Below are 1,016 nucleotides of genomic sequence, written 5' to 3'. Positions count from 1 at the left end.
GGCTGCGGGGATCCCCAAACCAAAGTATCCGTATCCTTCTCCACCAAGCCTCGCACCACATGGGGCTGCACTTTCAGTCCGCCGTTGGCAATGATGCAATGCATGGCAGCCAACTGTAGAGGGGTAAGGGCCAGCCCCTGGCCGAAAGCGACAGTGGCCCGCTCCACCGGCACCGTAACAAACTGTCGCAGCGGTTTCAAACGGCTGGCCGGCTCAAAGGGCAAATCCACGCCACTGCGCTCGTTGAACCCCAGCCGCACCAAGGCATTGTAGTACTGGCGGGGATCCAGCTTGCGCATTAGATGTACCATGCCCACATTGCTGGATTGCCGCAGGATATCCGTGACGCTCATCCAGCCATGGGCCCCTCGCTGGTGGTAGTCGTAATTTTGAATGGGCCACTGACCGATGAGAATCCGACCCTCGTCATAGACCCGCTCATCTGCCCTGAAGGCTCCAGCATCCAACCCAATGGCAATGTTGATGGGCTTGAAGGTGGATCCCGGCTCATACAAATCCGTTACCGCCCAGTTGCGAAAAAGACCGGGGTCATACTCAAAGTAGCGGTTGGGGTCATAGGTGGGCTCGCTCACCAGAGCCAAAATCTCCCCCGTGTGGGGCTGCAAGATGATCACCGTACCCCGCAGGGCTCGAAACCGCTCCAGTTGCACTTTCAGGGCAGCGCGGGCAGCTCTTTGCAGGCGCATATCTAGGGTAAGTTGCAGCACCGTCTCGCCAGATTGCAGCAGCCCTTCCGGCACCTCGGCAGCCAACAGTCGTCCGTAGCCATCGCGAGGAATAGTAACAGGTTGAACGGTACGCTCCAGCAGCTCTTGTCGGGAATATTCGACTCCTGCTTGGCCCTGATGATCCAGATCTACATACCCTACCACCTCAGCGGCCATCTCTTTTTGGGGGTAAACGCGTTGCCGCTCGCTCACCAGCTCCAGGCCATCCAGATGCAGAGCCTGAATTTGATCTGCCACCTCCTGGGATACCCAGCGCTCCACCCGCAC

At 58.6% G+C, this 1,016-nt stretch carries 1 protein-coding gene; it reads right to left on the bottom strand.

Features of this window, described 5'->3' with window-relative positions; all coding sequences use genetic code 11:
- A partial coding sequence (locus NW819_RS13020; RefSeq protein WP_414414000.1) for a peptidoglycan D,D-transpeptidase FtsI family protein occupies positions 1-1,016 on the bottom strand: 1,016 nt, incomplete at both ends.

It is taken from the genome of Synechococcus sp. R8-2, assembly GCF_047461715.1.
In the GTDB taxonomy this organism is placed as follows: Bacteria; Cyanobacteriota; Cyanobacteriia; order Thermostichales; family Thermostichaceae; genus Thermostichus.
This window is presented reverse-complemented; position numbering and strand designations above follow the sequence as displayed.